Below are 25,633 nucleotides of genomic sequence, written 5' to 3'. Positions count from 1 at the left end.
ATTCTAACAATCTAAGTTAGTCTAAGTAGTCTAAAATTACAATCCAAATGCAGCTTTTACTTGGTCAACAAAGTCAAGTTTTTCCCATGTAAACAAATCAACAGTAACTGTTTTTGTGTTTCCTCCAGGAGCAGAGAAAGTTTTAGTAACCGTTTCTGGTTTACGTCCCATGTGTCCGTAAGCAGCAGTTTCACTGTAAATAGGATTTCTTAATTTTAATCTTTGCTCGATAAAGTAAGGACGCATATCAAAGATAGCTTCTACTTTTTTAGCGATTTCACCGTTAGTTAAGTTTACTTTAGAAGTTCCGTAAGTTTCAATGAAAATACCCATTGGTTCAGCAACTCCAATTGCGTAAGAAACTTGTACTAAGATTTCATCAGCAACACCAGCAGCAACTAAGTTTTTAGCGATATGACGAGTTGCGTAAGCAGCACTTCTATCTACTTTACTTGGATCTTTTCCAGAGAATGCACCACCACCGTGAGCACCTTTTCCACCGTAAGTATCAACGATAATTTTTCTTCCAGTTAAACCAGTATCTCCGTGAGGACCTCCAATAACGAATTTTCCTGTTGGGTTAATATGGTAGTTGATTTTATCATTGAATAAATGTGCGTGAGCTGGATTTTTAGCAATGATTCTTGGAATTAAAATTTCAACAATATCTTTTTTGATTTTAGCAAGCATTGCAGCTTCTTCGTCAAAATCATCATGTTGAGTCGAGATAACAATCGCATCAATACGAGTTGGTTTGTTATCGTCGCTGTATTCTAAAGTTACTTGAGATTTAGCATCTGGACGTAAATAAGTGATTTCGTTATTTTCGCGTCTTAAGATTGCTAATTCTTGTAATAATTTATGCGATAAATCAAGCGCCAATGGCATGAAGTTTTCAGTTTCGTTTGTAGCGTAACCAAACATCATTCCTTGGTCACCAGCACCTTGCTCTTCAGGCTTAGCTCTGTCAACACCTTGATTAATGTCTGCAGACTGCTCATGAATTGCAGAAAGAATTCCACAAGAATTTGCTTCAAACATGTACTCGCTTTTAGTATATCCAATTTTACGGATTACGTCGCGTGCAATTTGCTGTACATCAAGATAAGTATTCGATTTTACTTCACCAGCTAAAATTACCTGACCTGTAGTAACAAGAGTTTCACAAGCTACTTTTGAGTCAGCATCAAATGCCAAAAAGTTATCAATTAATGCATCCGAAATTTGATCTGCAACTTTGTCTGGATGCCCTTCACTAACAGATTCTGACGTAAATAAATAAGCCATAATAATGTATTAAATTTAAAATTAAGCGAGAAAAATAATTGCTAAAAAGGGCTAAAGAAGAGTTTCTGCTTTAGCATTTTTTACTACTGAAATATTTGTTTCAGCATCCATAACGAACCGTTTCATTATGAAGAGGTTGCAATCAGTTCAAATTTTTCCTCTGTATTCGCGTGCAAAGGTATAAAACCATTTTGATTTGCAAATCAAAGTTTTGATTTTTTTGTTTTTTTAAGCGTAAATTTAACATAACATACTAGATTGATAGGGTAATAGAAATTATTTCTGTTTTTGTTTGGTTGATTCAAAAATAGTTTGCAACTTTGCCTCATCAAAATAACAAAAAAATGAAAACAACAGTTTGCAATATGATGTCTTGTAAGATGCCGGAGTTATCCGCAGAGATACTATTGTAGTTTTTTTTTCAAAAATATATACATAGAACCTCTGCAGATTGCAGAGGTTTTTTTTTGCACAAGAACGACTGTAATTCTTTTTAAAAACCAAACAAAACACTAATTAATCAGAAAAACAATGAAAAAAAATGTATTAATCGCCTTAGGTCTGCTGACTTTTTCAGGCATTCATGCTCAGGAAAATAAAAAAGAGCAGGATAGCTTGAAAAACAACGAATTGTCAGAAGTTACTATTATTGGTTCAAGAAGTAAAAATAGAGTTAAAACAGATGTGCCGGTTCCGGTTGATGTTTTTAACATATCAGAAATAACAAAAGGTGCGCCGCAAACCAGCGTAACTCAAATATTAAATTATGTTGCACCATCGTTTACTAGTAATGCAACATCTACAGCAGATGCAACAGATCACGTTGATCCTGCTCAATTAAGAGGTTTAGGACCAGATCAGGTTTTAATCTTGGTAAATGGAAAACGAAGACATACAAGTGCTTTAGTAAATATAAACGGATCACCAGGAAGAGGTTCAGTAGGAACCGATTTAAATGCAATTCCGTCTTTTGCAATCGAAAGAATTGAAGTTTTAAGAGATGGTGCGGCAGCTCAATACGGTTCGGATGCTATTGCCGGAGTAATTAATATAGTGCTTAAAAAGAATGCCAATTATTTATCAGGTGGTATTCAGTACGGTGCAAATTTATCGTCAGGATCTAACAACTTTAAAGGCGGTGCTGACGGACAAACTGCACAGGTTGACTTAAATTATGGAACTTCTTTAGGAAAACCTGGAAGTTTCTTAAATATTACTGGAACAGCTGTGACTAGGCAAGCAACAAGCCGAGCAGGAATTAGAAGTAATGCTATTTTTAATGCTTATAATGCTGTAGAGAACAGAGCAGCACAAAACGGTGTTGAAATTAACTCGCTGTTTAGTAATATAAATACAACTCCAAATTCAGCGCAAATCTTAACATCATTAAAACAATATGCGCCGCAAATAAGTTATTTTACGCCGGCACAGCAAAGTGCTATTGCTTCGGCGTCAACGCTTACGCAAATGCAGACGGCGCTTAATTTTGATGTAACTAATAATGAATTGGCATACAGAGGTCAGCAAAGAAGTGACTATAATATGAGTGTTGGTCAGTCAGAATTAGCGTCAGGACAAGCATATTATAATGCAAAATATCCTTTAAGTGAAATCACATCTTTGTATTCATTTGGTGGTATCTCATATAGAAATGGTAAATCGTATGCTTTTAATAGACTTCCAAATGGTTCAGGAACATTTACACAAGTATACCAAAATGGATTCTTGCCTGAGATAGAATCAGACATTCTAGATGCTTCGGCTGCGGTAGGTGTTACTACAGAATTATTTGGTTTTGATACAGATTTGAGTTCAAACATTGGAACAAACTCTTTTAAGTATGATGTAAACAATACTATTAATGCAACTTTAGGAACCAATTCACCATTTAGTTTTGATGCAGGTAAAGTTTCATTTTTACAAAGTACAACGAATTTAGATTTTAGTAGAAAGTATGATGTTCTAGCAGGTTTGAATGTCGCTTTTGGCGGAGAGTTTAGATATGAAAATTACCAAATTAAACAAGGTGAAGAAGCTTCATACGGATTGTATGATGTAAACGGAAATGTAGTTTCTGGAATTCTTCCAAGTAATTCACCTTTAATCGTTACTGACTTTTTTGGCAACAAACGCGGTGCTGGAGCACAAGGATTTTCTGGATTTCAACCTTCAGATGCTAAAGAAAGAGATAGAAAAAGTGGAGCAGCTTACATAGATTTAGAATTGAATGCTACAGAAAAATGGCTTGTAAACGGAGCGGCACGTTATGAGAACTATTCAGATTTTGGAAGTACGGTTACTTTTAAATTAGCGTCTCTTTTAAAATTAAATGAAAACATAAATTGGAGAATTTCTGGACAAACTGGTTTTAGAGCGCCTTCATTACAGCAAAAATATTTTGAATCAAGTTCAACACAATTTATTAATGGCTCACCATATCAAGTAGGTTATTTTACAAATGATTCACAGGCTGCAAAAAGCATTGGAGTTGAAAATTTGAAACCAGAAAAATCAAAAAGCATCAGTACAGGATTTACATTTAAAATTCCTGCAGCAAATATTACAATTGCAACAGATGCTTACTTTACCAGAATTAATGACCGAGTTGTATTGTCAGGACAATATGCAAGACCAACAGATGCGCAGATAAATGCGGCAACTTCACAAAGTCAAAAAGACGCCTTGACATTGTTTCAACAAGCGTTTGACCTTAAAGGTGTAGAAAGAGCTTCGTTTTGGACAAACGGAATTGACTCTGAAACGAAAGGAATTGATTTAGTAATTTCTCAAAAATATGATGTAATTCAGGATTTCATCATTCGAAATGACTTAGCATTAAGTTATAATGAAACCAAGAGAGTTGGAGATTTAAATGTACCGCAGTCTATTATTGATGCTGGAGGAGAGCCTTACAAATATTCATTTTTTCCTGAATCAAGTAGAATTTATTTAGAAGAAGCAATTCCGAAGTTGAAAGCAAATTTAATGACAACATTCAGTATTAAGAAATTAGATATTTATTTAAGAAACAGCTATTTTGGAAAAGTTACAGATCCAGGAGCAACAGATGTAAACTTAGACGGATTTTCATCAGTATACGAACATCCAGAATATAGTGCAAAACTTGTTACAGACTTATCTTTAGGATATCAAATCAATGAACATTTTAGAGCAACAATTGGCTTTAATAATATAGGAGATGTTTATCCAGATAGAAATAATCCTGCAACTCCTGCATTTACAAATACAACTCCAACATTGTCGCCTGCGCCAAGCACAGATTTGAGCAACGCAAATCAATTTGCATACTCAAGAGCAGTATCTCAATTTGGATTAAACGGCAGGTTTGGTTTTGCTCGTTTGAGCTTTAAATTTTAAAAGTTGAAAGAGTCGGCTGCTCTCGATAGCTATCGGGATATACGGATTAACTGAATTAGCATTGATTTTTTTGAATCTTTGTAATCTGTTATCCCGATATCTATCGCGAGTGGCTAAACTTTTTAATCTTGATTTTTAATGGTGATTATTTGATTTTCAGTGTTAGAAGAAAAAAATATACAAAATATCAATTTTTAATTTGGTAGTTAAATAAATACTTATTACATTTACTCTATCGAATTAGTAGAATTTAAAATAAGACTTAAATTTTAATTAAAATGAAAACAATAGCAAGAAAAAATATGATGTGTTGTAGAATGATGCAAATGTGCATCCCAACTTGCTGTTGCCAAAAGTGAAAGATAAAATCTTTGTTATAGTTAGAACTATTAGCCCTTTTGGTCGCCATCCGAAAGGGCTTTTTTTTAATTCACACATTTAAAATTAAAATTATGAAAACACTAAATTCAATCGCAATAGAATATTTATTGAGAAACGATTCTCAAAATAACAATAGCATATCAGAAGACATAACAAAAGAAGTTGTAAGAATAAATACAGAGCAGAATATAAAAAATCAAAAATCGCTGCTGTTTCAAATGTATGATCTAGAAGATGAAGATCTTTTTATTTAAATTACAATTTCAAAATCAAATAACAATATATAATAGTATTAACAATACCTAAAAAACTAAGAAATCATGAGTACACAAAAATTTGCAACAAACGCATTACACGCAGGACACGATGTTACTAAAAACGCAGGAACAAGAGCAGTTCCTATTTATCAAACATCATCATACGTATTTAATAATTCAGATCATGCTGCCAATTTATTTGGTCTTGCCGAAGCAGGATTTATCTATACAAGATTAAACAACCCAACAAACGATGTTTTAGAGCAGCGTTTAGCGACACTTGAAGGCGGAATTGGAGCTGTAGTAACAGCTTCGGGAGCATCAGCAATTTCTACAGCCTTGTTAACATTGCTAAAAGCAGGCGATCATATTGTAGCTTCAAATAGTTTGTATGGTGGAACTTATAATTTATTAAGTGTAACATTACCGCGTTTAGGAATTACAACAACTTTTGTAGATCCTTCAAAACCAGAAAACTTTACAAAAGCAGCTAAAGAAAATACAAGAGCATTTTTTGTAGAATCTCTTGGAAATCCAAAATTAGATGTTTTAGATTTAAAAGGAATTTCGGTCGAAGCCAAAAACTTCAAAGTTCCATTTATCGTAGACAATACAGTTGCTACACCTTATTTATTGAATCCAATTGCGCATGGAGCAAACATTGTGATTCATTCCCTGACAAAATATATTGCCGGAAACGGAACTTCATTAGGCGGTGCTATTATTGATGCCGGAACTTTTGATTGGTCTAACGGAAAATTTCCTGAATTTACAGAGCCTTCTGCTGGATACCACGGACTTGTATATCACGAAGCCTTAGGAAATGCAGCTTTTATTGCAAAGGCAAGAATCGAAGGATTACGTGATTTTGGAGCAGCTTTGAGTCCGTTCAATGCCTTTCAAATTATTCAAGGATTAGAAACGCTGCCAATTCGAATTAAAAAACACAGCGAAAATGCTTTGGCTCTAGCTGAATGGTTAGAAAAACAAGATGAGGTTGTGTGGGTAAATTATCCAGGTTTAAAATCAAGTAAATATTATGATTTATCACAACAGTATTTACCACAAGGACAAAGCGGTGTTGTTACTTTTGGATTAAAAGGAGGTTTTGAAGCGGCGAAAAAAGTAGTTGACGAAACGAAACTGTTCTCGCTTTTGGCAAATATTGGTGACACAAAATCATTGATTATTCATCCTGCAAGCACAACACACCAGCAATTGTCTGAAGAAGATCAATTATCGACTGGAGTTTCAAAAGATTTAATCCGACTTTCTGTTGGAATAGAAGATATTGAGGATTTGATTGCCGATTTAAAATCGGTTTTTGAAAACGTAGCTAAAACGCAATACAATATCAGTAAAAATTAGGTTTTTTTGTTTTTTGTTTGAAAAATTGCCTTTAGCAGCGTGAGTTCTGCTAGAGGTGATTTTTTATAATAAAATCTCATTATAGTTTTAAAACACTAAAAATTATGTCAAAGCTTAAAATAAATATTATTCTATTTGGAATAGGAAATATAGGAAGCACTTTAATCAATCAGATTATAGAAAGTCAGGAGTTTTTTCTTCAGAGTAAAAATATCGATTTTCATTTTCCAATTATTACCAATTCTACAGTTGCCTTTTTCGAGAAAGAAGGCGTTGGATATGCTTGGGAAACCAATTTTAGAGAATTGGCAGTTCCTTTTAGAGTTGAAGATATTGTCGAATTTGCCAAGGAAAATGAATTTGAGAATTTAATTGCAGTAGATGCAACAGCAAGCGATGAACTTATTGGTCATTATAATACATTGATCGAAAACGGATTTAATATTGTTGCAGTAAATAAAAAAGCAAATACGCTCTCAATAGACCTTTACAAACAAATTAGAGAAAATCTTAAAAAGTATGATAAAGAGTTTTTATATGAAACCTCAGTAGATACTGGTTTTCCGGTTTTACAAACATTAAGAGATCTTTATTATTCAGGAGAAAAAATCACCAAAATTCGAGGCGTATTTTCAGATAACCTCAGTTATGTATTTAATAGATTTTCGACAGAAGACAATTCATTCTCTTCTATTTTAAAAGATGCAGGCTTACTAGGATTAATGCGTTCTACTTTTAAAGAAAATCTATCAGGAAATGATACGGCAGGAAAGCTGTTGATTTTAACTAGAGAAATAGGAAAAGAATTTGAACTCTCAGACATAAAGATTGATTCCCTTATAAAAGAAGAGCATTTAGAGAAAAATGGAGTTCTTAATAGAGAAGCAATTGACAAATCGTTTAGAATAGAAAAAATTGCTCAGGCAGAAAATCATGTTTTGCGATATGTTGGAGAATATGATGTTGAGAAAAACATATTAGAAGTAAAATTAATTTCAGAACCAATAACATCTGCAATAGGACAGTTAAAAGGTTCTGATACTATTTTCGAAATTTATACAGAATCCTATTCAAATACCCCAATTGTAATACAAAGTGCAGCGCCATGCAGACAGGCAATTTCCAGAGGTATAATTACAGATATTTTGAAAGTATCTGAGAAAATTAAAAACAAAGAAGCCGTTTGGTTGTAAGTGAAGTTAATGTTAGAAAATAGTTCTTTGATAGATTGAAACGGAAAAGTTAGTTAAATTTTTGTAAGATTAAACCTGTAAATAATGAAAACGCAATTTTGTAGGGTGTTTTTTAACGATAAAAGGTTGTTTTTTAACGTTTTTTAAGACTTTTTTCTTTTGAAATGCTTGTGATATTGAAAAAATATTCGCACATTTGTAAGACCCTAAATACTATCAAATACAATAAGTTAGCAATCTAATTAATAGTTATGCACATCGGTTAAAACCGCTGAATAAATTTTAAAATCAATAGAAGTATTTTCAGCAGTTTCGAGAAGCTTATAAAAACAAACAAATGCAAGAATTTTTTAAAATAACAGTCAAATCGCAAATGAATAAGTCACTACAGATGAACAAGATGTTTAATGTCGCACGTATTTGTGTATGCGTCTGTTGATACTAAAAGTATATATAAGTTCTAATAAAACTTAAACCCTTTTGGTATTAAAAACCCAAAAGGGTTTTTTTATTCCATTTGGTTACCATAACAAAGAATTAAAGAAAAAGTAAAGATTATAAAACGCAAACTAACTTAAACTTAAATATCATGAGCACATTAAACTACTTAACAAGAACGTTGAAAAGCATAAGAACAAAAAGAAACAATTTGCCGCCGCCGACAAATGAATTGGTACACCCAAGATTCGGTATAAACGAGACAGATAAAAAAACGGAGAAAAAGGATCCGAACTCATTATTGTTTTTGATGTATTCAAAAGAAAATGAAACGCTTTTTATCTAAATCAAAAAGTGTTATAAAATAGGGTAAAACCTGCATAAACTTACTGGGCAGTTTGTTCGGTAATTTTTTGCGTACAATAGTTTTATTGAATTATGTTTAAGAAATTGCAGAATCAATTTCGATAAAATTTGCTTGTTTAAGAAATTAGTAGTTAATTTGCACCTTTAAGTTCAAAAACGTATTGAAAATGTTATAAAGAAAGGACGAGGGATTAGACCCGATGAATCCTTAGCAACCCTTCGTTAAATCGAAGAAGGTGCTGCATTCTACCACGCCCAAACGTGGAAAGATAACAACAAGAATTTTTCTAGTTTCATTCTAGACTTTCTTTCTAATATTTCCACATACAAATCAAAATAAAAAGATTTGAAATTGGAAAATAGACCCAATCCCATTATAATTCAAGATTTCATCACAGAAAGTGGTGTACTTTATTCATCCTTACCATTAAGCTTTACGCTTTCTGGAAGACCTTTGCATACCGCACCGATTGTTATGGTAAATCATGCCTTAACAGGAAATGCACAGGTTACAGGAGAAAATGGATGGTGGAATGATTTAGTGGGTGAAGAAAAAACAATCGACACCAACAAGTACACCGTTCTGGCCTTTAATGTTCCAGGAAACGGAAATGATTCGTTTATAATCGAAAATTATCAAGATTTTACTACTAGAGATATTGCCCGCATTTTTATAAAAGGACTTGAAGCTCTAAATATTGAACAGGTATTTACAATAATAGGCGGTTCTGTTGGAGGAGGAATTGCCTGGGAAATTTTGGCTTTAGAACCAAATATCACAGAACATTTAATTCCGATAGCAACTGATTGGAAATCGACAGACTGGATGATCGCCAATTGCTATCTGCAAGAGCAAATCCTGAACAATTCTTCAAAACCCATAGAAGATGCAAGAATTCATGCAATGTTGTGTTACCGCTCTCCAGAATCATTCAAAGAAAAGTTTCAACGCACCATCAATCAAGATCTCTTGATTTTTAATATAGAAAGCTGGCTGGCACATCATGGTAAAAAACTACAGCAGCGTTTTCAATTGGCATCTTATAAATTGATGAATCAGCTGCTTAAAACCATCGATATTACAAGAGACAGCGAAGATTTCGAAACTTTAATGTCTAAAACTAAAGCAGCGATTCATATCGTAGCCATCAATTCAGATTTGTTTTTTACACCAAAAGAAAATCTGGAAACTTATAATGAATTAAAAAAGTTTAAAGAAAATGTCACCTACAGCGAAATAGATTCTGTTCACGGACATGACGCTTTTTTAATAGAGTACAAACAATTAGATCATTTACTTGCCGATATTTTTAAGGCAGAAACAATAGCAAAATAAAATGAAAGTATTAAAATTTGGAGGTAAATCATTATCAAACGGAGAAGGACTTAATAAAGTTGTTTCAATCATTTCGGATAAAGTAAATCAAGGCGAAAATATTGCTGTAGTGGTATCGGCTCGTGGAAACGCAACAGACGAGTTGGAATTTATTTTAAGCATCGCGGCCAAAAACGGAAGTTATAAAGAACTATTAGAGAATTTTAAAAAATATCAAATCTCAGATTATCCGCAAGTAGATTTATCTGAAGAGTTTAATGTTTTAGATAAGCTTTTTGAAGGCGTAAGCTTAATTGGTGATTACAGCAAAAAAATTAAAGATCAAATTTTGTCAAAAGGAGAATTGCTTTCGGCTAAATTATTGACGGCTATTTTGCTTGAAAAAGGAATTCCAGCCAACTTCGTTGATACGAGAGATTTGCTTAAAACCGATTCAAAATTTGGAGATGCTCAGCCTTTAGAGCAGCTTTCAAAGAAAAACGTAATCAATTACTTTAAAGAGCATAATGGTTCAACTGTTAATATTGTAACAGGATTCATAGGTTCAAACAACAATAACGACACAACAACTTTAGGAAGAAACGGAAGCAATTACACTGCTTCATTAATTGCAAACTACCTAAATGCCGAAGAACTTCAAAATTTCACGCACGTAGACGGTATTTACACAGCAAATCCAGATTTAGTTGCGGATGCTAAGAAAATAGAATATTTATCGTTTAACGAAGCAAATGAGCTGGCAAATTTTGGAGCCACTATTCTGCATGCCAAAACGATTATTCCATTATTAGAAAAAAATATTCCGCTTCGTATTTTAAATACCTTCAATCATGAAAATCGCGGAACATTAATTACTTCAGATTCTGCCAAAGAAGGAATTAAAACACTTTCAGTTTTAGAAAACGTTTCGTTAGTAAATCTTGAAGGACGTGGATTACTTGGGAAATCTGGAGTTGATGCCAGAATTTTTAAAGTAATGGGCGATCATAATATCAGCGTCAGCATTATTTCGCAAGGATCTTCAGAAAGAGGAATTGGACTTGTTGTTGCTACTGATAAAGCTACAACTGCTGTAGTTGAATTAGAAAAAGAATTCGAAAACGACTTTTATTCAAAAGATGTAAATCAGATTACAGTAACAGGTAATGTTTCGGTAATTTCGATTATCGGGCAGGACTTAAGTACTTTTCACAAACCTTACACTGCTTTAATAAAAAACAAAATAGTTCCAATATTGTTCAACAATACCGTTACAGGTAAAAACGTAAGTTTGGTTGTCAAAAAATCAGAACTTAATAAAGCGTTGAACGTAATTCATGGTGAGATTTTTGGAGTTTCTAAAAAAATCAATATTGCAATTATCGGTCACGGTTTAGTTGGCGGAACTTTAATCAATCAAATTTTAGAATCGGCATCAGCAATCGAAAAGCGCAAAGATGTTAAATTGAACGTTTTTGCAATTGCAAATTCTAAGAAAGTGCTTTTAAATAAAAATGGCGTAAATTCAGACTGGAAAAATGAAATTCAGACAAAAGGAGAAAACTACACCATAAACGATATTATCACTTATGCAAATGAGCATCATTTAGAGAATCTAATTGCAATCGATAATACTGCAAGTGCGAGTTTTGTCGAAAATTATATTCCGCTTGTAGAAAACAGTTTCGATTTAATTTCGTCTAATAAAGTGGCTAATACATTGAGCTATGGTTTTTATAAAGAACTAAGAAAAGCGCTAACTGAAAATCAAAAGAATTATTTGTATGAAACCAATGTTGGTGCAGGATTACCATTAATTGATACGATTAAATTATTGCACCTTTCTGGAGAAAATATCACAAAAATAAAAGGAGTTTTCTCAGGAACATTAAGTTATTTATTTAATAATTTCTCTGCTAAAGATGTTCCGTTCAGCGAAATTCTGAAAGAAGCAATTGATAACGGATATACAGAACCAGATCCGCGTGAAGATTTATGCGGAAATGATGTAGGAAGAAAATTGTTGATCTTGGCAAGAGAATTAGATTTACAAAATGAGTTCGAAGAAATCGCAATTCAAAATTTAATACCAGAACATTTACGCGAAGGAAATGTTGCTGATTTCTTAACGAAACTAAAAGAATTTGATCCAATTTACGACAAAATAAAAGCCGATCAGAAGCCAAATCATGTATTAAGATACATTGGTGAATTGTCTGGAGATTTGCAAAATGATAAAGGAAACCTAGAAGTAAAACTAGTTTCGGTTCCTTCAGATACAGCTTTAGGCGGATTGAAAGGTTCAGATTCTTTCTTCGAAATTTATACAGAATCATACGGAGATCGTCCAATAGTTATTCAAGGAGCCGGTGCAGGTTCTGCAGTGACAGCGAGAGGAGTTTTTGGAGATATTTTGAGATTGTCTGATAAAGGATAATTTGATTTTAGAGTTGCAGATTTTAGATTTATTAAAAGCCAATTAATGTACATTTATTGAATGAAAAAATTACTGATTTTACTGCTTTTCTCAAATATTTTGACCGCTCAGATTTCTAATGTTATCAGAAATAAAGACAGTTATACACAAGAAATTTTTCCTTACAAAGGAGTTCGGGCAATTCAAATAGATGAAGTTAGTGTTGTGGGAAAGGAAGACAATGTTTTCATTTTTTCGAAAATTGAAAAAAATGCCAATCCTGACAAAATGTATTTTCAAAGATTTACAAAAGTCAATGATAAATGGATTGTAAAAGCTATTCTTGAAGTTAATCACAGCGGAATCATTTCAGCTTGGGGAAGCCGAAAAGCTTTTGGTGATTATAATAAAGATAAAAGTGTTGACGCTCTTTTTATTTACGGATTGTATGACGCCGCTTTCAAACAGCAGTCGGTTCATTTGATTTTTTCGCAAAAAGATCAATTCTATACCATTGAATCCAATATTTCGGATGATTTTAAGACGGATAAATTCTCGGATAATTTTAAATCATTAGATGCAGATTCTAAAAAACAGGTATTAGAATATTGGAGTAAATTAGATAAAAGAGACAAGTGATTTAAGATCTCTATTTGTTTTTAGGCGTAAATATTAAATTTAATAAATATTAAAAAGTTTTTAAAAAATTGGGGTTGTGGATTAATATTCATTATTCCTTTTCTATTGATAGGATTGGGAACTTTATTGTTTAGTTCGTATAATATTTTTAAAGCTGTACAAGCTAAAGGATGGATTCCAGTTTCTGCCAATATTGAAAAAACAAATATTACTTCCCATTCGAATAAAGGTACAGTATCGTATGAAGTTATTGTTAGGTACCTTTATGTTATTGAAGGGAAAAAGTATTCAGGAAATAGAATTGCATTTGGTTATGGGATGAACAATATTGATGATCATGACGGATTGTATTCTAAATTAGAAAACAGTAAAAAAGTCTTGGTTTACGTGAATCCTTCAAATAACGAAGAAAGCGTGATCGTTCCAGGAATGAATGATTCAATTACTGGTTTATTAATTTTTACAATATTATGGAATTCATTTATTGTAGTTTTAGGCATACTTCCTTTTGTAATAAAAGGTGTTGATGAAAATAATGAACCCAGATTTACAGCAAAAGAAGCTACTTGGATTATTTTTATAATATGGATAGTAGGTTTTGCGATTTTATTTAGCAATTGTTTTCATATAGATATAGAAAGTAAAATCAATGTTTTAGAAGCAAGAAATATTGATTTTGATATAGAATAAAAAAAGAAAAATACCATGAAAGTTACGTTAAACAGAGTAAACGACGCGTTTCATTTTAAATTAAAAAATGAAAGAGGTCATGTAGTTGATGTTGACAGCAGAGCCGAATTTGGCGGAAGCGATTTAGGAGCTAGTCCAATGGAATTAGTTTTAATGGGCGTTGCCGGATGCAGTGCGATTGATATGATTTCGATTCTAAAAAAGCAGCGTCAGGAAATTACATCTTTTAATGCTGAGGTTGAAGGTGAGCGCGTGCAAATTGGCGAAGCAAAGCCTTTTAAAGAAATTGATGTGGTTTTTTATTTAGAAGGCGATATCAATCCTGAAAAAGCTAAAAAAGCGGCACAGCTTTCTTTCGAGAAATACTGTTCGGTTGCTAAAACAGTTGAGCCAACAGCAACAATCAAATACAAAGTCGTTTTAAACAACGAGGCTTTATAAAATTAGATAATTAGTCAATTAGATAATTAGAAAATGCTCAGATTGCGCATAAATAGTTGACTTGTTTTTAGTTTAGATTTCAGTTTTTAAAACTTAAAACTTGAAACCTGAAACTTGAAACAAAAAAAACAAAAAACAACACACAATGAATACAGAAGAATTTGGTTTTGAAACACAAGCCATAAGAACACAATTAGAAAGATCTCAGTATCTAGAGCATTCGGTGCCATTATACTTATCGTCAAGCTTTGTATTTGAAGATGCCGAAGATATGAGAGCTTCTTTTACAGAAGAAAAAGAAAGAAATATTTACAGCCGTTTCAGCAACCCGAATACTACAGAGTTTGTAGAGAAAATTTGCAAAATGGAAGGTGCTGAATCTGGTTATGCATTCGCAACTGGAATGGCAGCAGTTTATTCAACTTTTGCAGCATTATTAAATTCAGGCGATCATATTGTTTCTGCAAGCAGCGTTTTTGGATCTACTCACGCTTTGTTTATGACTTATTTTCCAAAATGGAATATTGAAACATCGTATTTTGAAATCAATAAGCCGGAAACAATTGAAAGTTTCATTAAGCCAAATACAAAAATATTATACGCAGAGTCGCCAACAAATCCTGGAGTTGATGTAATTGATTTACAATTGTTGGGTGATATTGCAAAAAAACACAATCTGATTTTAATTATCGACAACTGTTTTGCAACGCCATATTTACAGCAGCCAATTAAATTTGGAGCACATTTGGTAATACATTCTGCTACAAAATTAATTGACGGACAAGGACGTGTTTTAGGCGGAATTACGGTTGGAAATGAAGATTTAATCAGACAGATTTATTTGTTTTCAAGAAATACAGGGCCGGCATTATCACCGTTTAATGCATGGGTTCTTTCAAAAAGTTTAGAAACATTGGCAGTTCGTGTAGACAGACACTGCGAAAATGCATTAAAAGTAGCAGAGTTTTTAGAAAGTCATCCAAATGTAAATAGCGTAAAATACCCATTCTTGAAATCGCATCCGCAATACGAAATTGCAAAAAAGCAAATGAAAGCGGGCGGGAATATTATTGCATTTGAAATTAAAGGCGGAATTGAAGCGGGAAGAAAATTTCTGAATTCAATAAAACTTTGTTCATTATCAGCTAATATTGGAGATACTAGATCAATTGTAACACATCCAGCATCAACAACGCACAGCAAATTATCTGAAGCAGATCAATTAGCAGTTGGAATTACGCAAGGTTTAGTACGTGTTTCTGTAGGTTTAGAAACCGTAGAAGATGTAATTGCCGATTTAAAGCAAGCGCTTGACTAAAATCTAGATTTTAGAATACAAAAAGAAAGACCATTTTTTAACTGTAAATTAATTACTGTTAAAAAATGGTCTTTCTTTTTTTTGTGATGTCGGTAAAAAGTATATTTTTGTTAATTACAAAATCAAAAGTTATTAATAATCAACTACTAAGCCACATTACACATGAGCAATTCTACTTACGTTTTAGATGATAAATTATTGGTGTCAGCTGGAGCACGTTTTTTACATTATATAATTGACCTTTTTGCTTTTTTTGTCATTTTAATCCTTATTGGAGCAGTAATAGGTGTTCTTTCAGCCTTACTTGATGTTACCGCACTGTCAGATTGGATGAATGGTTTAGGTGATTTAGGATGGAATCTTATTGCAATTATCGTCTCGTTAATTTATTATGTTGCCATGGAAGGATTATTAGGCAGAACAATAGGAAAATATATTACAGGAAGTATTGTTGTGGATGAAAATGGTCAGAAACCTGATTTTGGAACTATTGTAAAAAGAAGTTTTTGCCGTTTAATTCCTTTTGATGCACTTACTTTTTTAGGAGGTTCTCGAGGATGGCATGATTCAATATCTGGAACCTATGTTGTAAGTAAAAAAGCACTAGATGAAGAAGTGAAATCATTTCATGAATTCAATTTAATAGGAGTTCAAGAAGTAAATCAATAAACTATACTGTTTTGGTAGAATATAGTTTTTTATTCTGTTAGTAATCTCGTTCAAAAAGTCTATTTTTGTTGCAGAAAAACTATGAAGATTGTTTATTTTAGTGAGAATCTAAAAAACAGCAGTCTACAATCTAAAATATAAAAATGCTTTCAAAGAAAACAAAATACGGAATTAAAGCTTTAACTTATTTGGCCAGACGCGAGAATAACGAACCTGTACAAATCGCCGAAATTGCGAAAAGCGAACATATTTCGATTAAATTTCTAGAAAGTATTTTATTGCTTCTTAGAAATTCAGGTTTCTTAGGGGCAAAAAAAGGAAAAGGCGGAGGTTATTATTTAATCAAAGATCCGAAAGATATTAGTATGGCAAAAGTGTACCGTATTCTTGAAGGTCCAATTGCATTGCTGCCATGTGCGAGCCATAATTTTTATGAAAAATGTGACGATTGCGATGATGAAGATTCTTGTGCCGCACGACGTTTAATGACCGAGGTTAGAGATAATACACTCAAAATATTAGAAAGTAATTCATTAGCCGATATTGCATTTTAATGATTTGTTTTAAAAATAAAAATGACCATTTCATATTTCTGAAATGGTCATTTTTTATTGTAATACTATGATCTCTAAAAAATAAGTTTATATCCAGCAAGGAAAAGCATTACGGCGATCGAATTTCTAAGAAATGCATCAGGAACTTTTCCGCTTAGACTGCTTCCTACATATATACCTGGAAGCGATCCTAATAATAATTGACCTAATAAAGCTAAATCTAAATTTCCCATCGAAGCATGACCAAGACCCGCAACAAGTGTTAAAGGGACAGCATGCGCAATTTCGGTTCCTACCAAACGAGGTGTTGGCAAGAGCGGATAAAGGAAAAATAAAGTTACAGTTCCTAACGCACCAGCTCCAATAGAAGTTAAAGTTACGGTGGCGCCTAATAATATTCCGATGCCAATCGTAAGCATGTTTTGAGTAGTGCTTTCGCTGTGAAATTTATCTCCCGCATGTTTTTGAGAGAAATTTAAAAGTTTCTTTTTGAATATAATAGCAATTGAAGTAAACAATAATGCCCAGCCTAAACTATATTTAATAACGCGATTGATAGTTTCAATATCTGTTTTAATGCTGTTTAATATCCATAAAGTTACTAAAGCAGCGGGAACACTTCCTAAAGTGAGCCAGCCAGTAATTTTCCAGTTGATATTGCCTTTTTTGTTGTGAACAAATATACCGCCGGCTTTTGTAAAAGCAGCGTAGAGCAAATCGGTTCCAACGGCCTTAGTTGGCGGAATGCCAAAGTATAATAAAATTGGAGTCATTAAAGAGCCGCCCCCAACGCCAGTTAGTCCTACAATAAAGCCAACGACTAAACCTGCAATTACAAGGCCTATTTGAAAATCCATAACTAAAAAAAATTTGGCGCTAAAGTAACAACAATTTTATAATTATCCTATAGATATTGTAGAGATTAAAAAATGTATTTAAAAAACAAATCTTTTCAAGAGAGATGTTGTTTAAATACGATGCGTTTTGATTTTATTTGTTAAATTAATTTATTGAAAGGTTATAGCAGTAATTTGTAGATAATTAGAGCTTTAAAAAAAATAAAATATTGTTTTGATTTTTAGAAATAAGTAGTATTTTTGCAAAGTAATCTATTAACCCGATAGGGTAATAGGTTTGATAATAAATCAAATAGTATTAATATGGAGAAAGAACTGAAAATAAATAGTATTGATGTGAAGTCTGAAGCTTCATTAAAAGAAAAGCTTTGGATTGTAATACCAGTAGTTTTATTAGTAGGTTTATTATCAACATTGATTTATAATCATTATGCTGATTTTTCTGTAGATGCTTTTATTGCAGGATTCAATCAGGAATTTTTAGTGTTTTTTGCGATTGGAGTTTTTGCTCAATTGGTTGACGGTACTTTAGGAATGGGATATGGAGCGACTTCAACGTCGTTTTTATTAGCCTATGGAGTTCCGCCGGTTGTGAGCAGTACTGCGGTTCACGTATCTGAAATGTTTACAACGGGAGCTTCTGCTCTTTCACATCACAGATTTGGAAATATCAATAAAAAGTTAGTTAAACATTTATTGATTCCAGGGGTTTTAGGTTCAATAACAGGAGCTTATTTGTTGTCAGATGTTATTAATGGAGATATTATTAAACCATTTATTGCAGTATACATGATTGTTTTGGCGGTCATTATTATTAAAAAAGCCTTGAAGAAAAGTATTGTAAAAAAGAAAACTAAAAAACTGGGTTATTTAGCTGTTTTCGGAGGTTTTATGGATTCAGTTGGCGGCGGAGGCTGGGGACCAATTGTAACTTCAACCTTATTAGGAAGAGGAAGAAATCCAAGATATACAATTGGTTCAGTAAATGCAGCTGAGTTTGCGATTTCATTTGCAAGTGGTATTACGTTTATGCTTTTTGGAGGAATCCACGGCTGGCAGGTTATAATCGGATTGATTTTAGGAGGAGTTATTTCAGCGCCATTAGCCGCATATTTGGTAAATAAAATCAAAAGAAAACCAATGATGGTTGCGGTTGGAGTTCTAATTATAGTATTGAGTTTAAAAACATTATCTAAATTATTGTAAAAATAATTTTAGAAAGGAAGAGAGATTATGAGTGCGATTATTGTACAAGAATTATTAGAGAAAACTAAAGATTTTTCACTTGATGAAACCTTAGTTTTTTTAGCAAAAGAGTTTCCGGGGAAAGTAATTTTTTCGACCTCTTTTGGTCAGGAAGATCAGGTGATTACAGACTTCATTGCAAAAAGCAATACTGATATCACTGTTTTTACTTTAGACACAGGAAGACTGTTTCAGGAAACTTACGACGTTTTTCACAAAACATTAAAAAAGTATAAAAGACCTATTGAGGTTTATTTTCCAGAAGCAACAGCGGTGGAAAATTTACTAAAAGAAAAAGGACCAAACAGCTTTTACGATTCAGTTGAAAACCGAAAAGAATGTTGTTTTATTCGAAAAGTGGTTCCATTAAGAAAAGCTTTAGCGGGAAATTCAGTTTGGATTACTGGATTAAGAGCCGAACAATCAGAAAACAGACAAGATTTGCATTTGTTTGAATATGATGGAAACTTCGAAATAATCAAATTTAATCCGTTACTAAAATGGACTTTAGAAGAAGTTGAAACGTATTTATCTGAAAACAATGTTCCGCAAAATGTATTGCACAAACAAGGTTTCGTAAGTATTGGATGCGCTCCTTGCACCAGAGCAATTTTTCCAGGAGAAGATATTAGAGCAGGAAGGTGGTATTGGGAATCGAGCCATAAAGAGTGTGGTTTGCATAGTGCTAAGAAAGAGTAAGTCGAGATTTCTAGAAGCAAGAAGTTAGAGGCAAGAGAATAGAAAATAGAATAAATAGTATAAAGTTTTAGAATAACTCACAACTTAAAACCTAAAACTTGAAACTAAAAAAATATCAAACAAAAAAACAATGAGTTCAGTATTAAAAACAAACGCTTTAGAGAGTGAAGCGATATACATTTTCAGAGAAGTAATTTCACAGTTTGACAAACCGGTTTTACTTTTCTCAGGAGGAAAAGATTCTATCACATTAGTGCGTTTAGCGCAAAAAGCTTTTTTCCCTGCTAAGATTCCGTTTCCTCTATTGCATGTTGATACGGGACACAATTTCCCTGAAACCATTGCTTTCAGAGATAAATTGGTAGAAGAATTAGGTTTAGAGTTGATCGTTCGTAATGTTCAGGATGCTATTGATGAAGGAAAAGTGGTGGAAGAAACTGGAAAATATTCTAGTAGAAATAGCTTGCAGACAACAACACTTTTGGATGCAATTGAAGAATTTAAGTTTGATGCTTGTATTGGCGGCGCACGTCGTGATGAGGAAAAAGCAAGAGCGAAAGAACGTATTTTCTCGGTTCGTGATGATTTTGGACAATGGGACGAAAAAAATCAAAGACCTGAATTGTTTGATATTTTAAATGGAAAAATCGAAAATGGACAAAACGTTCGTGTTTTCCCAATTTCAAACTGGACAGAATTAGATGTTTGGAGTTATATCGAAAAAGAAAATATCGAGATTCCGTCAATCTATTTTTCACATAAAAGAAAAGTTTTTTTGAGAGACGGTTTAATCTGGTCGCATTCTCCTTTTGTGTACCAAGAAGAAGACGAACAAATCGAAGAAAGAATTGTTCGCTTCAGAACCGTTGGAGATATGAGTTGTACCGCAGCAGTTGAATCTTACGCAGCAACAATCGAAGAAGTTGTAGGCGAAATCAGAGAATCAACAATCTCTGAAAGAGGTGCCAGAATCGATGATAAACGTTCTGAAGCCGCAATGGAAAAGAGAAAACAACAAGGTTATTTTTAATTGATAATTAATAATTAACAATTGATAATTAAAAAGTAGAATCAAGAAAACAAAAACATGCAGATTTAAATTTTAGTTCAAAGGTTAGCAACATGAAACTTGAAACCTGAAACAAAAAAATAAACCTGAAACAATATATAAGATGGACGTTTTAAAAATAGCAACAGCAGGAAGTGTAGATGACGGAAAAAGTACTTTGATCGGAAGATTATTGTACGACACAAAATCGTTGACAACTGATAAAATAGAAGCAATCGAAAAAAGCAGTAAACAAAAAGGATACGATTACCTTGATTTTTCTTTGGCAACTGACGGATTAGTAGCAGAAAGAGAACAAGGAATTACGATTGATGTTGCGCATATTTATTTTTCGACTGCAAAGAAAAGTTACATTATTGCCGATACTCCGGGTCACGTAGAATATACCAGAAACATGGTTACAGGAGCTTCGACTTCTCAGGTTTCGATCATTTTGATTGACGCTAGAAAAGGAGTAATTGAGCAAACATACCGTCACTTTTTTATCAATAATTTATTGAGAGTAAAAGAAGTAATTGTTGCGATTAATAAAATGGATTTGGTTGATTATTCAGAAGAAGTTTTCAATAAAATCAAAGCTGATTTTCAGGCATTAAATGCAAAAAGTACTTTCAAGGAACAAAACGTAAGTTACATTCCGTTAAGTGCAATCAACGGTGGAAATGTGGTTGATCAATCAGAAAATATGCCTTGGTACGATGGGCAAACCGTATTGGAACATTTAGAAGGATTGCATGCTTCTGATGTTTTTGAAGCAGGAAAAGCACGTTTCCCAGTTCAGACTGTGATTCGTCCAAAAACAGAAGAATACCACGATTTTAGAGGTTACGCTGGAAAATTATACGGAAACTCAATCAAAGTTGGTGATGCCGTAACGGTTCTCCCTTCTTTAACAGAATCAAAAGTATCTAAGATTCACTTTTTTGATAAAACATTCGACGAAGCCGTTGCAGGTTCATCAATCACAATCGAATTAGAAAATGATATCAATGTTACGAGAGGCGACATGATTGTAAAATCAGATGAACTTCCAAAAATTGAAAAAGATATCACGACAACAGTTTGTTGGATGGACAGTAAAAAACTGGTTCCAGGAACTAAATATTTGGTACAACACAATACAAATAGAGTTTTAGCAAAAGTAGAAAGCATCAAAAATACAATTGCAACAGATTACTCAGGAACGACAGAGGCTTCACAATTAGCAATTAACGAAATTGGAGAAGTAACGATCAAATTAAGCAAACCGTTATACTTTGATTCATACAACGAAAACAAATCAAACGGAGCTTTTATCTTAATTGATACAGCAACTAACACAACAGCAGGAGTAGGATTTATTAGGTAAACCTGCTGTAAGCTTTAAGCTATAGGCTTTAAGCTTTTTGCAAAAATGTATAAAAAGGCTCGCAAGAAAGCTTATCGCTTATTGCCTAAAGCCAAAAGCAAGAAAAACACAAAGTTTAAAAAGCTTAGAGCCTAAAGCTTAAAGCCTAAAGCGAAAAAGAGAAATGGAAAGTTTTAGAACAGAAATAGAAAATCCGGTAGTTCAGAAGGAGATTATCGAATTAGAAAAAAAGATTCACTTATTCCGTGGAGGAAAAATTGATGATGAGCGTTTTCGTAGTCTTCGTTTAGCGCGTGGAATCTACGGACAGCGTCAGGAAGGCGTTCAGATGATTCGTATCAAATTGCCGTATGGAAAAGTAACCAGCGAGCAATTGGTGCGTATTACACAAGTTTCTGATGAATATTCTACAGGACGTTTGCACATTACAACACGTCAGGATATCCAGATTCACTACGTTAGTTTAGACAGAACTCCTGAGCTTTGGGCAGATTTGGCTAAAGACGATATTACACTTCGTGAAGCTTGTGGAAACACGGTTAGAAATATTACAGGAAGTGAATTGGCTGGAGTTGACGTAAACGAACCATTTGATGTTTCGCCTTATGCACACGGACTTTTTCAATATTTGTTAAGAAACCCAATTTGTCAGGAAATGGGACGTAAATTCAAAATTTCGTTCTCTTCTTCAGATGAAGATACAGCTTTGAGTTATTTACACGATTTAGGATTTATTCCGAAAATTAAAGACGGACAAAAAGGTTTTAAAATCATGTTTGGAGGAGGTTTAGGATCTCAGCCAGCACATGCCGAATTACTTTCAGAGTTTGTTCCGGTAAACGAAATCATTCCAACAGCAGAAGGAATCATCCGTGTTTTTGATAGATATGGTGAGCGTGCCAAAAGAATGAAAGCGCGTATGAAATTCTTAATCAAAGAAATGGGAAGAGATGTTTTCCTTGATTTGGTTGAACAAGAGAAAAAAGCCATTGCGTTTGAAACCTACGAAATTGATACAACCGCTTTTGACGGTCCAATTACCGAACCAGTTTTAGAAGTTCCGCAAGTTACAATCGAAGATACAAAAGCGTATGAAGCGTGGAAAAAATCGAATGTAATCAAGCAAAAACAAGACGGTTATTACGCTATCGGAATTAAAGTTTTATTAGGAGATTTTTATACCGATAAAGCGAGATTATTAGCCGATTTAATTAAAAATTACGGAGCAAATGAATTGCGTTTTTCATTGCGTCAAAATATTGTAATACGACACATAAAAGAGGAGAATCTTCCTTTCTTTTATCAAGAATTAGCGAAGTTGGATTTTGTTCAGCTAGGATATAATTCAGTTGGAGATATTACGGCATGTCCGGGTACAGATACTTGCAACTTGGGGATTGCAAGTAGTACCGGTATTGCAGAAGAATTAGAAAGAGTTTTAACTGCTGAATATCCTCAATATTTAAACAACCGTGAAATCGAAATTAAGATTTCAGGCTGTATGAATGCCTGCGGACAGCACAATATGTCTGCAATTGGATTCCAAGGAATGTCTATCAACTCAGGAAAATTAGTTGCTCCGGCTTTACAAGTTTTATTGGGTGGAGGAAGATTAGGAGATGGAGCAGGACGTTTTGCTGATAAAGTAATCAAAGTGCCTAGTCGTAGAGGCCCAGATGCGTTGCGTACCATTTTAAATGATTTTGATACTAACGGAAGCGGACAAAAATTCCTAGATTATTATGATACAAAAGGAGAAAAATATTTCTATGAAATCTTAAAACCTTTTGCAGATGTAACCAATTTAACAGAAGCTGATTTTGTGGATTGGGGTAACGCAGACAATTACGTAAAAGCAGTTGGAGTTGGAGAATGTGCCGGAGTTGTGATCGATTTAGTTGCGACTTTATTGTTTGAAGCTAAAGAGAAATTGTTTTTAGCTCAAGAATCATTCGACGAGAAAAAATGGTCAGATGCGATTTATCATGCTTACGCAGGATTTGTAAATGGAGCAAAAGCTTTATTGTTGTCTGAAAACCAAAAAACAAATCACCACGCAGGAATTGTAGACTTGTTTGACACTGTTTTTGTTGAAAATAATAAAATCGAATTAAACTCAACTTTTAAAGACTTGGTTTACCAAATCAATAAAAATGAACCATCAGAAGCTTTCGCTAAAGATTACATTGCTCAGGCAGTAGTTTTCTTTGATAAAATCGAAACTTTTAGAGCTCAGGAATTAGAAAATGCATAATATAAAACCCAAAATAACTTTAGTCGGTGCAGGTCCGGGCGATCCCGATTTACTTACGCTGAAAGCTGTAAAAGCATTGGCTGAAGCTAATGTGGTTTTATACGACGCTTTGGCTAACGAAGAAATTCTGGATTATGCACCCAAAAATGCCATCCGAATTTTTGTCGGCAAAAGAATCGGAAATCATGCTTACACGCAAGATCAAATCAATCAATTGATTGTAGATAATGCACTGACTTACGGAAACGTAGTTCGGTTAAAAGGCGGAGATCCGTTTATTTTTGGAAGAGGAAGTGAAGAAGTAGAATTCGCAGAAAGTTTCGGAATAGAAACAATCGTAGTTCCCGGAATTTCATCAGTAGTTGCAGTTCCTGCAAGTCAGGGAATTTCGATTACAAAAAGAGGCGTTTCAGAAAGCTTTTGGGCAATTACAGGAACAACTTCTGATAGAAAATTATCTTCGGATATTGCTTTATCAGCCAAATCTTCTGCAACTGTTGTGATCTTGATGGGAATGCACAAATTGCCTCAAATAATCGATTTGTTTCAAAAAGAAGATAAAGGAAATTTACCAGTTGCCATCATCCAAAACGGAACGACAGCAGAAGAAAAAGTAGGAGTTGGAACAGTTGATTCGATTTTGGAAGTTGTAAAACAAAAAGAATTAGGTTCTCCTGCGATTATTGTTCTTGGAGAAGTTGTGAGAGAAAGCAATAAATTAAAAGGATTCTACGAAGAATTTTTGACGAAAGAAATCGCAAGATAATTAAAACATAGCCCGAGGTTTCAACCTCGGGAATGCATGGATATTTAATTCAATACGCATCAAAAAATCATCTAATTTTGGTTAGATGAAAATAAATTAAAATGGAACAGAACGAATTATATCCCATATTCTTAAAACTTCACAATCTGAATGTTTTAATTGTGGGTGGAGGAAATGTAGGTTTAGAAAAGCTTTCTTTCTTGCTAAAGTCAAGTCCAAATGCGAATGTTGAGGTTGTAGCACCGGATTTTCATTTAGAAATTAAAGTTTTAGCCGAAAATCATCCATCAATTAAATTGACGGAAGCGAAGTTCAAAAAGAAAATGATCAAAAAACGTCACATGGTAATTGCCTGTACAGACAATTTAAAAGTGAATAAAAGGGTTTACGATTTAGCCAGAAAACGTTATTTGATTTGCAATATAGCCGATACGCCAGATTTATGCGATTATTATCTAGGCGGAATCGTGACAAAAGGAAATGTGAAAATCGCGATTTCAACAAACGGAAAATCGCCAACAACAGCCAAAAGGCTTCGGGAGTTTTTTGAAGAAGTAATTCCTGAGGATATTAACCAAATGGTTGAAAACCTAAATGAATACAGAAAAACCTTAAAAGGTAATTTTGAAGAAAAGGTTAAAAGAATGAACGAGATCACATCTTCATTAAAAAATAAAGAGTAACA

At 33.4% G+C, this 25,633-nt stretch carries 22 protein-coding genes and 1 riboswitch; of the genes, 20 read left to right on the top strand and 2 right to left on the bottom strand.

Going from position 1 to position 25,633, the window contains the following annotated elements; translation table 11 throughout:
* Nucleotides 1-36: 36 nt before the first annotated feature.
* Complete coding sequence (gene metK / locus BOW57_RS04585; protein WP_089052574.1) at nucleotides 37-1,287, bottom strand: methionine adenosyltransferase; 1,251 nt, start codon at nucleotides 1,285-1,287, stop codon at nucleotides 37-39.
* A gap of 531 nt (nucleotides 1,288-1,818) precedes the next feature.
* Between metK and BOW57_RS04580 the strand changes: the two genes are divergently transcribed.
* From BOW57_RS04580 to BOW57_RS04520, 13 genes are all read left to right on the top strand, one after another.
* Nucleotides 1,819-4,665 carry a TonB-dependent siderophore receptor gene (locus tag BOW57_RS04580; RefSeq protein ID WP_129053196.1) on the top strand — a complete coding sequence of 949 codons (2,847 nt, stop codon included), beginning with the start codon at nucleotides 1,819-1,821 and terminating at the stop codon, nucleotides 4,663-4,665.
* Between the two features lie 452 nt (nucleotides 4,666-5,117).
* Complete coding sequence (locus BOW57_RS04575; RefSeq protein ID WP_129053195.1) at nucleotides 5,118-5,300, top strand: hypothetical protein; 183 nt, start codon at nucleotides 5,118-5,120, stop codon at nucleotides 5,298-5,300.
* Nucleotides 5,301-5,366: 66 nt separating this feature from the next.
* On the top strand, nucleotides 5,367-6,671 hold the full coding sequence (locus tag BOW57_RS04570; protein ID WP_089052577.1) for an O-acetylhomoserine aminocarboxypropyltransferase/cysteine synthase family protein: 1,305 nt from the start codon (nucleotides 5,367-5,369) through the stop codon (nucleotides 6,669-6,671).
* Nucleotides 6,672-6,775: 104 nt separating this feature from the next.
* Complete coding sequence (locus BOW57_RS04565; protein WP_129053194.1) at nucleotides 6,776-7,864, top strand: aspartate kinase; 1,089 nt, start codon at nucleotides 6,776-6,778, stop codon at nucleotides 7,862-7,864.
* Nucleotides 7,865-8,453: 589 nt separating this feature from the next.
* Nucleotides 8,454-8,648: a hypothetical protein gene (locus BOW57_RS04560; RefSeq protein ID WP_089052578.1), complete on the top strand. Its 195-nt coding sequence runs from the start codon at nucleotides 8,454-8,456 to the stop codon at nucleotides 8,646-8,648.
* A 187-nt stretch (nucleotides 8,649-8,835) separates the two neighbouring features.
* A riboswitch (SAM riboswitch) is annotated at nucleotides 8,836-8,944 on the top strand.
* A gap of 76 nt (nucleotides 8,945-9,020) precedes the next feature.
* Nucleotides 9,021-10,004, top strand: coding sequence for an alpha/beta fold hydrolase (locus tag BOW57_RS04555; RefSeq protein WP_241687379.1), 984 nt, complete (start codon nucleotides 9,021-9,023; stop codon nucleotides 10,002-10,004).
* Between the two features lies 1 nt (nucleotide 10,005).
* On the top strand, nucleotides 10,006-12,420 hold the full coding sequence (gene thrA, locus BOW57_RS04550) for a bifunctional aspartate kinase/homoserine dehydrogenase I (RefSeq protein WP_129053192.1): 2,415 nt from the start codon (nucleotides 10,006-10,008) through the stop codon (nucleotides 12,418-12,420).
* A gap of 60 nt (nucleotides 12,421-12,480) precedes the next feature.
* Nucleotides 12,481-13,038 (top strand): hypothetical protein, encoded by a 558-nt coding sequence (locus BOW57_RS04545; RefSeq protein ID WP_129053191.1) that lies wholly within the window; start codon nucleotides 12,481-12,483, stop codon nucleotides 13,036-13,038.
* Between the two features lie 30 nt (nucleotides 13,039-13,068).
* A complete protein-coding gene (locus BOW57_RS04540) occupies nucleotides 13,069-13,728 on the top strand; it encodes a DUF3592 domain-containing protein (RefSeq protein ID WP_129053190.1) in 660 nt (219 codons plus the stop codon).
* Between the two features lie 15 nt (nucleotides 13,729-13,743).
* Nucleotides 13,744-14,169, top strand: a complete 426-nt coding sequence (locus tag BOW57_RS04535; RefSeq protein WP_089052583.1) for an OsmC family protein — start codon at nucleotides 13,744-13,746, stop codon at nucleotides 14,167-14,169.
* Between the two features lie 145 nt (nucleotides 14,170-14,314).
* The gene (locus BOW57_RS04530) at nucleotides 14,315-15,487 is read left to right on the top strand and encodes a PLP-dependent aspartate aminotransferase family protein (protein ID WP_129053189.1); all 1,173 of its coding nucleotides are present in this window, start codon (nucleotides 14,315-14,317) and stop codon (nucleotides 15,485-15,487) included.
* A 162-nt stretch (nucleotides 15,488-15,649) separates the two neighbouring features.
* Nucleotides 15,650-16,156, top strand: a complete 507-nt coding sequence (locus tag BOW57_RS04525; RefSeq protein ID WP_129053188.1) for an RDD family protein — start codon at nucleotides 15,650-15,652, stop codon at nucleotides 16,154-16,156.
* Between the two features lie 143 nt (nucleotides 16,157-16,299).
* Nucleotides 16,300-16,710 carry an Rrf2 family transcriptional regulator gene (locus BOW57_RS04520; RefSeq protein WP_089052586.1) on the top strand — a complete coding sequence of 137 codons (411 nt, stop codon included), beginning with the start codon at nucleotides 16,300-16,302 and terminating at the stop codon, nucleotides 16,708-16,710.
* Nucleotides 16,711-16,784: 74 nt separating this feature from the next.
* Here the strand turns inward: BOW57_RS04520 and BOW57_RS04515 are convergent, their stop codons facing one another.
* Entirely contained in the window at nucleotides 16,785-17,567 is a 783-nt protein-coding gene (locus BOW57_RS04515) for a sulfite exporter TauE/SafE family protein (RefSeq protein ID WP_129053187.1), read from the bottom strand.
* 303 nt (nucleotides 17,568-17,870) lie between these two features.
* Here BOW57_RS04515 and BOW57_RS04510 point away from each other — a divergent pair, with 303 nt between their 5' ends.
* From BOW57_RS04510 to BOW57_RS04480, 7 genes are all read left to right on the top strand, one after another.
* Nucleotides 17,871-18,773, top strand: coding sequence for a sulfite exporter TauE/SafE family protein (locus BOW57_RS04510; protein ID WP_129023101.1), 903 nt, complete (start codon nucleotides 17,871-17,873; stop codon nucleotides 18,771-18,773).
* 27 nt (nucleotides 18,774-18,800) lie between these two features.
* Nucleotides 18,801-19,511 carry a phosphoadenylyl-sulfate reductase gene (locus BOW57_RS04505; protein WP_129053186.1) on the top strand — a complete coding sequence of 237 codons (711 nt, stop codon included), beginning with the start codon at nucleotides 18,801-18,803 and terminating at the stop codon, nucleotides 19,509-19,511.
* Between the two features lie 112 nt (nucleotides 19,512-19,623).
* Entirely contained in the window at nucleotides 19,624-20,541 is a 918-nt protein-coding gene (gene cysD / locus BOW57_RS04500) for a sulfate adenylyltransferase subunit CysD (protein ID WP_305775275.1), read from the top strand.
* 142 nt (nucleotides 20,542-20,683) lie between these two features.
* Nucleotides 20,684-21,928 (top strand): sulfate adenylyltransferase subunit 1, encoded by a 1,245-nt coding sequence (locus BOW57_RS04495; RefSeq protein ID WP_129053185.1) that lies wholly within the window; start codon nucleotides 20,684-20,686, stop codon nucleotides 21,926-21,928.
* Between the two features lie 163 nt (nucleotides 21,929-22,091).
* Nucleotides 22,092-24,182, top strand: coding sequence for a HEPN domain-containing protein (locus BOW57_RS04490; protein WP_129053184.1), 2,091 nt, complete (start codon nucleotides 22,092-22,094; stop codon nucleotides 24,180-24,182).
* Nucleotides 24,175-24,948: a uroporphyrinogen-III C-methyltransferase gene (cobA, locus tag BOW57_RS04485; RefSeq protein ID WP_129053183.1), complete on the top strand. Its 774-nt coding sequence runs from the start codon at nucleotides 24,175-24,177 to the stop codon at nucleotides 24,946-24,948. The genes BOW57_RS04490 and cobA overlap by 8 nt, the downstream gene beginning before the upstream one ends.
* A gap of 101 nt (nucleotides 24,949-25,049) precedes the next feature.
* Complete coding sequence (locus BOW57_RS04480; RefSeq protein WP_129053182.1) at nucleotides 25,050-25,631, top strand: bifunctional precorrin-2 dehydrogenase/sirohydrochlorin ferrochelatase; 582 nt, start codon at nucleotides 25,050-25,052, stop codon at nucleotides 25,629-25,631.
* Nucleotides 25,632-25,633: the final 2 nt, after the last annotated feature.

This window comes from Flavobacterium sp. YO64, assembly GCF_004119505.1.
Lineage (GTDB): Bacteria > Bacteroidota > Bacteroidia > Flavobacteriales > Flavobacteriaceae > Flavobacterium > Flavobacterium oncorhynchi.
This window is presented reverse-complemented; position numbering and strand designations above follow the sequence as displayed.

Excerpts from the sequence above, each read along its gene's own strand:
- BOW57_RS04560 (WP_089052578.1), top strand. The coding sequence starts at position 8,454 with ATGAGCACATTAAACTACTTAACAAGAACGTTGAAAAGCATAAGAACA.
- BOW57_RS04520 (WP_089052586.1), top strand. The coding sequence starts at position 16,300 with ATGCTTTCAAAGAAAACAAAATACGGAATTAAAGCTTTAACTTATTTG.
- BOW57_RS04495 (WP_129053185.1), top strand. The coding sequence starts at position 20,684 with ATGGACGTTTTAAAAATAGCAACAGCAGGAAGTGTAGATGACGGAAAA.
- BOW57_RS04525 (WP_129053188.1), top strand. The coding sequence starts at position 15,650 with ATGAGCAATTCTACTTACGTTTTAGATGATAAATTATTGGTGTCAGCT.
- metK (WP_089052574.1), bottom strand. The coding sequence starts at position 1,287 with ATGGCTTATTTATTTACGTCAGAATCTGTTAGTGAAGGGCATCCAGAC.
- BOW57_RS04565 (WP_129053194.1), top strand. The coding sequence starts at position 6,776 with ATGTCAAAGCTTAAAATAAATATTATTCTATTTGGAATAGGAAATATA.
- BOW57_RS04575 (WP_129053195.1), top strand. The coding sequence starts at position 5,118 with ATGAAAACACTAAATTCAATCGCAATAGAATATTTATTGAGAAACGAT.
- BOW57_RS04580 (WP_129053196.1), top strand. The coding sequence starts at position 1,819 with ATGAAAAAAAATGTATTAATCGCCTTAGGTCTGCTGACTTTTTCAGGC.
- cobA (WP_129053183.1), top strand. The coding sequence starts at position 24,175 with ATGCATAATATAAAACCCAAAATAACTTTAGTCGGTGCAGGTCCGGGC.
- BOW57_RS04480 (WP_129053182.1), top strand. The coding sequence starts at position 25,050 with ATGGAACAGAACGAATTATATCCCATATTCTTAAAACTTCACAATCTG.
- BOW57_RS04510 (WP_129023101.1), top strand. The coding sequence starts at position 17,871 with ATGGAGAAAGAACTGAAAATAAATAGTATTGATGTGAAGTCTGAAGCT.
- BOW57_RS04570 (WP_089052577.1), top strand. The coding sequence starts at position 5,367 with ATGAGTACACAAAAATTTGCAACAAACGCATTACACGCAGGACACGAT.
- BOW57_RS04505 (WP_129053186.1), top strand. The coding sequence starts at position 18,801 with ATGAGTGCGATTATTGTACAAGAATTATTAGAGAAAACTAAAGATTTT.
- BOW57_RS04535 (WP_089052583.1), top strand. The coding sequence starts at position 13,744 with ATGAAAGTTACGTTAAACAGAGTAAACGACGCGTTTCATTTTAAATTA.
- BOW57_RS04530 (WP_129053189.1), top strand. The coding sequence starts at position 14,315 with ATGAATACAGAAGAATTTGGTTTTGAAACACAAGCCATAAGAACACAA.
- thrA (WP_129053192.1), top strand. The coding sequence starts at position 10,006 with ATGAAAGTATTAAAATTTGGAGGTAAATCATTATCAAACGGAGAAGGA.
- BOW57_RS04490 (WP_129053184.1), top strand. The coding sequence starts at position 22,092 with ATGGAAAGTTTTAGAACAGAAATAGAAAATCCGGTAGTTCAGAAGGAG.
- BOW57_RS04545 (WP_129053191.1), top strand. The coding sequence starts at position 12,481 with ATGAAAAAATTACTGATTTTACTGCTTTTCTCAAATATTTTGACCGCT.
- BOW57_RS04515 (WP_129053187.1), bottom strand. The coding sequence starts at position 17,567 with ATGGATTTTCAAATAGGCCTTGTAATTGCAGGTTTAGTCGTTGGCTTT.